Origin of the sequence: Thalassobacillus sp. B23F22_16 (assembly GCF_043496955.1) — a bacterium.
GTDB classification, from domain to species: domain Bacteria; phylum Bacillota; class Bacilli; order Bacillales; family Halobacillaceae; genus Thalassobacillus; species Thalassobacillus devorans_A.
Window position 1 is genome coordinate 143920 of record NZ_JBIEKD010000007.1, and the last position, 6679, is coordinate 150598.

Consider the following 6679-nt stretch of genomic DNA (forward strand, 5'->3'; position numbering starts at 1 on the left):
TCAGCTTAAAAAATCCAGCACCTTTGCCGGTGCTGGATTTTCTTTATTAATCTCTTCCCATTCCTTTTAAAAACTGCATCAACATCGTGACACTGCGGTTGATTTCCGGGTCCTTCAATGCTTTGGCAAGATCCATGAAGCCGGTTTTGGATTCTGGTTCTTTTTCCGTTTCTTCCAAGCCGCGATTGACGCGGTCGGATAGGTTACGAATTGCATCTACATCCAGCTCCCCCAGAAGGAACATGAATCCAGTGAGGTTTTCCAGCACACCGGAATATTGGTCCTTGTTCAGTTCCTTCGCCATCAGCCTCATCGCATCCTTACGATGATTCGTCAATGCGTACAGGGCTTGCAAAGTATCGGCATCATCCAATGCTTTCAAAAGCTTGATTCCTTCGAGAATTGCATGTTTATTTTCGGATACCGCTTCTTTAATTTCCTCCATATCCCTATCGACCTGTACTTCTTTGGGCACTTCCATCCGCTTGATATTCGTCATCGATTTAGCCATTTTTCTTCACCTTGCTTCCTGGGAATTCATAATCATCCCGCTGCCACTTCCGCTCCACCTGGACGCTTATTTGCGGCTGGCGGTTTCCGCGGCGATGGTTATTCGGCGGAATCGGAGACTTCTCCCCTTTTTTCTGGACAACTTCTAATTTGGCGGCAATTTCTTTATATGCCGGAGTATCGGTGTCCTTATCGACACGGTTGTCCGTCAGGAAGTTGACAGCTGATTTACCATTGGCGCTCATCGGAATATACAATTCTTTTCCTTTGACGCGGTCGGTGATCGTAACGATTCCTGTCGCTTCGCCTGCTTCTGAAATCAGCTTGATCTCTCCACCTTCTTTCAAGCCTCTTTCTTCTGCGAGCTCCGGTGAAATTTCCACCCAAGCACTAGGAGTTCTGCGGACAATACCTTCCGATTCATACGTCATGTTACCTTCATGGAAGTGTTCCAGCAGCCGGCCGTTGTTAATATGCAGGTCATACTCTTCCGTGACATCATATTGAAGCTGGAAATCCAATGGATAGAGCTTCGCTTTTCCGTTGTCAAAATTGAAACCTTCCTGGAACAGCAGCGGCTCATCCGTGCCATCCTCATGTACCGGCCACTGCAGGGATTCGAAGCCTTCCAGCTTTTCATAGCTGACACCGGCAAATAACGGTGCGAGACTCGCAGCTTCCTCCATGATCTGCTCTGGATGGGTGTACTCCCAGTCAGCTCCAAGCTCTTTAGCAATCAGCTGGATGATTTCCCAATCCGGTTTCGCATCATACATTGGTTCCAATGCCTTGTACAGGCGCTGGATCCGGCGCTCTGTGTTCGTGAATGTGCCGTCTTTTTCCAGGCTGGCACATGCAGGCAGTACCACATCAGCGTACTCAGCTGTTTTTGTCAGGAAAAGATCCTGAACAACCATGAAGTCCAGTTTTTCAAAACCTGCCGTAACATAGTTGATGTTTGCATCAACAATACCGGTGTCTTCCCCTTTAACATAGAAGGACTTCAGCTTCCCTTCATGCATTGCTTTGATTTGTTCATGGTTATCCATTCCTGGTTCTTTCGGAAGATCGACATCCCATGCTTTTTCATATCGTTTACGTGCATTATCATCCGTTACGAACTCATAGCCCGGGAAGTAATTAGGCATGCTTCCGAAGTCACTGCAGCCCTGGACATTATTGTGTCCGCGCAGTGGGTAAGCACCTGTTCCTGGACGACGGTAATTTCCAGTGATCAAGAGCAGATTGGAAATTGCTGTACTTGTATCACTTCCGAGCATATGCTGCGTGACACCCATCGCCCAGCAAATTGCAACTTTATCCTGCTCTGCAATTTCTTTTGCGAGATCCTTCAATTCCTCCTGCGAGATACCTGTCAATTCTTCCGCATACTCCAGGGTATATTTTTCAAGGCTTTGTCTGTACTCGTCAAAGCCATCTACCCATTCGTCAAGGAAGTTCTTATCTTCCCACCCCTGATCGAGGATATATTTCGTAACCGCGGATAACCAGACAAGGTCGGTACCTGACTTCGGCTCATAAAAACGATCGGCACGGCGGGCCATTTCGTGTTTTCTGATATCAAACACGAACAGTTTCTGCCCGAACAGCTTATGGGAACGCTTGATGCGGGAGGCCAGTACCGGATGTGATTCTGCTGTGTTGGAACCAATCGTCATGACAAGATCCGCTTTAGCGATGTCATCGATCGAGCCGGAATCACCACCATGCCCGACGGTTCTAAACAGCCCCTTTGTAGCCGGGGACTGACAGTAACGGGAGCAGTTATCCACGTTATTTGTTCCAATTACCTGGCGGGAGAGCTTCTGCATCAGGTAGGATTCTTCATTTGTCGCTTTGGAAGATGCGATGAATCCTAACGCATCCGGACCGTACTCTGCTTTAATTTCTGTGAAACGTTTAGCGACATATTGAATTGCTTCATCCCATTCCACTTCTTCAAAATGATCGCCACGGCGAATCAAAGGCTTTCTCAGACGTTTTTCACTATTGACATAGTCCCAGCCGAAACGCCCTTTAACGCAGGTAGCAATGCCGTTTGCCGGAGACTGGGCGTGAGGTTCGACTTTCAGCACTTGACGATCCTTTGTCCACACATCGAAGCTGCAGCCTACACCGCAATACGTACAAACGGTCTTTGTCTTCTTGATACGGTCTTCGCGCATTTTGGCTTCTGTATCGGATACAGCCAGTAACGGCCCATATCCGGATTCGACTTTTTTGGTCAAATCAATCATAGAACGGAGCAGACCTGGTTCCTGATCTGTCAGGTAGCCTGCTTCCCCTTCCATGTCTTTTTCTAATAAAGCGTTACAAGGGCAAGCGGTTACACACAGCCCGCAGTTCACACAGGAAGACTGGTCGATGGAAACGTCATTATCCCAAAGGACACGCGGTTCTTTCCGGTCCCAATCGATGGTGAGTGTTTCATTGACAACAATATCCTGGCAAGCCTCGACACAGCGGCCGCACAAGATACATTGGTTCGGGTCATAGCGGTAAAAGGAACCGGAGCGATCGGTTTCATAGGAAGTCGGTTTGAATTCCCGTGATTGATGTTCCAGTCCGAAATCAGAAACGGCATTATGTATTTCACAGTCGCCGTTGTTGTAATCACACACCGTACAATACAGTTCGTGCTTCTCCAAGATCGTATCCAATGCCTCTTTCTGGGCATCATGAACTTCTTCGAGGTTGGTTTGGACTCGCATACCTGCTTCGACTTTAGTTCCGCAGGCACGGGTCAGTTCACCGTTTACCTGGACGATACATGTATCGCACGTTTCAATTGGTCCTAACGATTCGTTATAACAAATCTGCGGGATATTTTCCCCGGTGGTATTGATAAGATCCAATAGATTCTGTCCTGGATCTGCTAAGTATTCTTGACCGTTGATCGTGACAACGGTATGGTCACGCTCTAACATACTATCTTCCTCCCCTACTAGATTGATGGAAGTAATTTTAATACTAGGTGAAGTATAAATTTCCCATTATATAAACTACTAACCTTTTCGAGGAGCACTAAAACCTATTTTTCAAAAATAACCGGCCACATTTCTACAGGGTTCAGCTGATAGCGATTATTTTCGCGGTACATGAACTGCTGCATCACCCATTCCCGGCGGATTGTTGCATAATCGTCATGAAAGGTTTTGATATAGTCATTGACCTCTTTTTCATCATAGACTTTCCCTGTTTCAAAATGATTTACATAGTAGCTCAGGATTACGAGTTTCTTTTTCAACTGGCTCGGAATCTGTTTCAGTTTACCGTCTGAGGTGACGAAGTTCTGAACGACTTTCTGTTTTTCCTGTGCCGACATTTGCAATTCTTCATTTTTCAAAAAGTTCTCCTCCCCAATTCGTAATATGGCAGTTGCCATGAATTCCAGTTTCTTTTCATCCAGATGGAAATAAATCGTATTCATATCCCGTCTCGCATACACCATGCCGGTGTCTTTCAACTTGGCGATATGATGTGTGATGGTAGGTGCCCTTAACCCCAGGCGATTGGCGATTTCCTGGCCATGCATCGGCCCTTTTTTCAATAATGTGATAATCCGTATCCTTGTCACATCTCCAACTGCCTTATGAAACTTCACCATCTTATCCAGCTGCATAAACTCAACCCCTAACATTAAATGCTCATCTAATTAGATGGTATTCTAATTAGATGAAATTGTCAATTGGAATTTCGAGATTCTTATAATGGTATGGTGGTTGGGAAAACGGTGAGACTCCAGTGGGATGAACATGAGCGGTGAGATCCCGCAAGGCGAAGCCTGAGGAAGCTCACCACATGCCCATGGAAAGCGATCCGTTTTCCCAGCCACCATAATCTCTAGTAAACTTTTGTTTAAAGTGAAGAGCAAACGGTAATTAAGATAGTGAACAATCATGAGAAGGAGCTGATTTCAATGAAACCATTTATTCGCGAATACCAGAATGATGAAAAAGTAGTCGAAGATGTTAAAAAGTTAAAAGATAAAGGAATCGATAGCAATAACGTTTATATTCTCACGCATGACGATGACCGCACTGACCGTTTAGCAAGCAATGCAAATGCCAACAAAATCGGTTTCTCCGAACAGGACTTAAAAAATTATGTAACGAACATGTTCAGCAAAAAAGGCGATGAACTACGAACGAAGCTATCTGAAATGGGCTTCAGCGATAGTGAAGCAGACAGCTATGAAGAAGAAATGGATGTAGGAAAAGTTCTTCTGATTGTCACGGAGACAGATAACGTGGAAAACATTATTGCTTAATGGAAACGAGTGGGCTTTCCACTCGTTTTTTTAGTAAACACCCCGGAGCCCTCCAAAAATTGGAGGGCTCCGGGATTTATTTTAATAGGTGGTGAACCAGATTAATTTTTGGAGACGGTAAGTGAGGCTCAATAAGAAATTCAGGTTACTTTCATTTTCCTCATAAGCTACGGTGTATTTTCCACCTTGATTACTCCACATTTTTTCAAAGTAATCCCTTACCTCTTTGATCACCTGCTCGTTCTCAGGGGCCTGTATCCTGACGTCTGCTTCCAGGTTCAGGTTAGATAAATTACGGCGAGTATAGTTGGCAGATCCTGCGATGATGGTATGGTCTCCCTCAACTTTATCGATATAAAGCATTTTGGTATGGAATTGCTCTTTATCGACATTATACCAGCGAATATTAAGATTGTTATTTTCCAGATTCATTAGTTCTGCAGCTACCGGAAGGTTCGGAAGTCCCGTTTTTGTGTTACCGAATGCCGTTTTATTAGGATCGAGGATAATATTGATCGTTGCCCCATTTTCAGCGGCATTCTTTAACCTCTCCAGCACCTTTCTATCAGCAAGATAATACATGCCAAGCCAGACAGTGTCATTTTTCCGGACTTTTTCCAGGTCAGCCAGGATAGCATTATAAATTTTACGTTCAGTAAGAAACTGTGCATTAATGCTTCCTGTCTGCTCTTCAAAAGAATAACTGTCAATGTCCGGGTAATCTACTTCACCTTCTGACGAATAATCGACAACAGCTTTTTCCGCTTTCAAAATATCTTTTTGAATCGGACCTTTCATTTTAAAGGCGACATTTTCATGATAGCCGCTTGCATCGTGGGGATTGGCCGTGGAAACCATAGCCGCATCCTCTGTCACTACCACTTTTCGGTGATTTGCTTTGATATTCATCATCTTAACGTAAGAACGGAAGGTAATATCCGGGGCCTCTTTAGCCATAGGGTTGCCTATCCAGCCATTTCCCTCTTCGCCGAACCATTGAAAAAAGGTCCGGTAAACGGATGAATATAATGGATTCGAATCCCGAAGCTCACTTAAGCTTGTCATGACAACATCCACATCATTTTTTCGCAGCCGTTTGATAGCTTCGGGCTGATAGGAGTTATACACCGTATTGACTTGATCCGTTATAAATACAGCCTTTAAATCTGGGTGCTTTTCTTTTTGCTTGATAATAGCATCAGCCAGTTCTTTGAATATTTCTGGGAAATCATGGTTACCATCGGTGTAGCCATTGAATAAAAACATGTCTATCACAATAAACTCTTCCGCTTCTGCAATCATCTCATTGATTTCTTCGAATATTTCCAGCTCATGAACCGTTTTTCCTGTCTTGTCCTGATAGGTCAGATCCTGGAAAAATTCGATGTTCTCCATATCATGTACATTGCCTTGATAAGACAGCCCCACCGGGAGTGCTTTATAGGAAGTATTGTAAAAAATCACAACGGCCACCCACAGTACCACGGCCAGAAAGACCCAACTACGCTTTTTCTTAAGTAGTTGTTTAAATGTAATTTTTATTTGATTAAGTTTGTTTTTCATTTATCCTTTTCCTTTAGATTTTCATAACAACGCTCGCAATATAGTTTGCCGTTCTCATACATGCCATTCAAAAAGCCGTTTTCACAATATATTTTTTTATCACATTTAGTGCATTGACCTACTAGTTCCTCCATTAATAGAATCCCCCTCTTTTCACCATCATACTATATTCCCTTTTTTAAAAATAAAAAGAGTCTGGGACATAACTAGCCGAAAATAGTAAAAAAAGGGTTCCGATTATCGAATTTTGATGACCGGAACCTTTTTTACTGAGTCAATCTCATAATTGGTTAGACGGTTTCCGTTTCAGGCCGT

Annotated in this window: 5 protein-coding genes; 1 reads left to right on the top strand and 4 read right to left on the bottom strand. The window is 43.9% G+C overall.

Annotated elements, in window-relative coordinates:
- Nucleotides 1-46: 46 nt before the first annotated feature.
- The 3 genes from ACGTNI_RS08120 to ACGTNI_RS08130 form a co-directional block, all read right to left on the bottom strand.
- Nucleotides 47-511: a helical membrane plugin domain-containing protein gene (locus ACGTNI_RS08120; protein ID WP_062445441.1), complete on the bottom strand. Its 465-nt coding sequence runs from the start codon at nucleotides 509-511 to the stop codon at nucleotides 47-49.
- Nucleotides 504-3458 carry a formate dehydrogenase subunit alpha gene (gene fdhF / locus ACGTNI_RS08125; RefSeq protein WP_394461422.1) on the bottom strand — a complete coding sequence of 985 codons (2955 nt, stop codon included), beginning with the start codon at nucleotides 3456-3458 and terminating at the stop codon, nucleotides 504-506. Before fdhF ends, ACGTNI_RS08120 begins: the two co-directional genes overlap by 8 nt.
- 104 nt (nucleotides 3459-3562) lie before the next feature.
- On the bottom strand, nucleotides 3563-4153 hold the full coding sequence (locus tag ACGTNI_RS08130) for a DUF2087 domain-containing protein (protein ID WP_394461424.1): 591 nt from the start codon (nucleotides 4151-4153) through the stop codon (nucleotides 3563-3565).
- A gap of 297 nt (nucleotides 4154-4450) precedes the next feature.
- Between ACGTNI_RS08130 and ACGTNI_RS08135 the strand changes: the two genes are divergently transcribed.
- Nucleotides 4451-4801: a YflT domain-containing protein gene (locus tag ACGTNI_RS08135; protein ID WP_394461426.1), complete on the top strand. Its 351-nt coding sequence runs from the start codon at nucleotides 4451-4453 to the stop codon at nucleotides 4799-4801.
- Nucleotides 4802-4882: 81 nt separating this feature from the next.
- Here ACGTNI_RS08135 and ACGTNI_RS08140 read toward each other — a convergent pair whose 3' ends face one another.
- Nucleotides 4883-6364: a phospholipase D-like domain-containing protein gene (locus ACGTNI_RS08140; protein WP_394461428.1), complete on the bottom strand. Its 1482-nt coding sequence runs from the start codon at nucleotides 6362-6364 to the stop codon at nucleotides 4883-4885.
- Nucleotides 6365-6679: the final 315 nt, after the last annotated feature.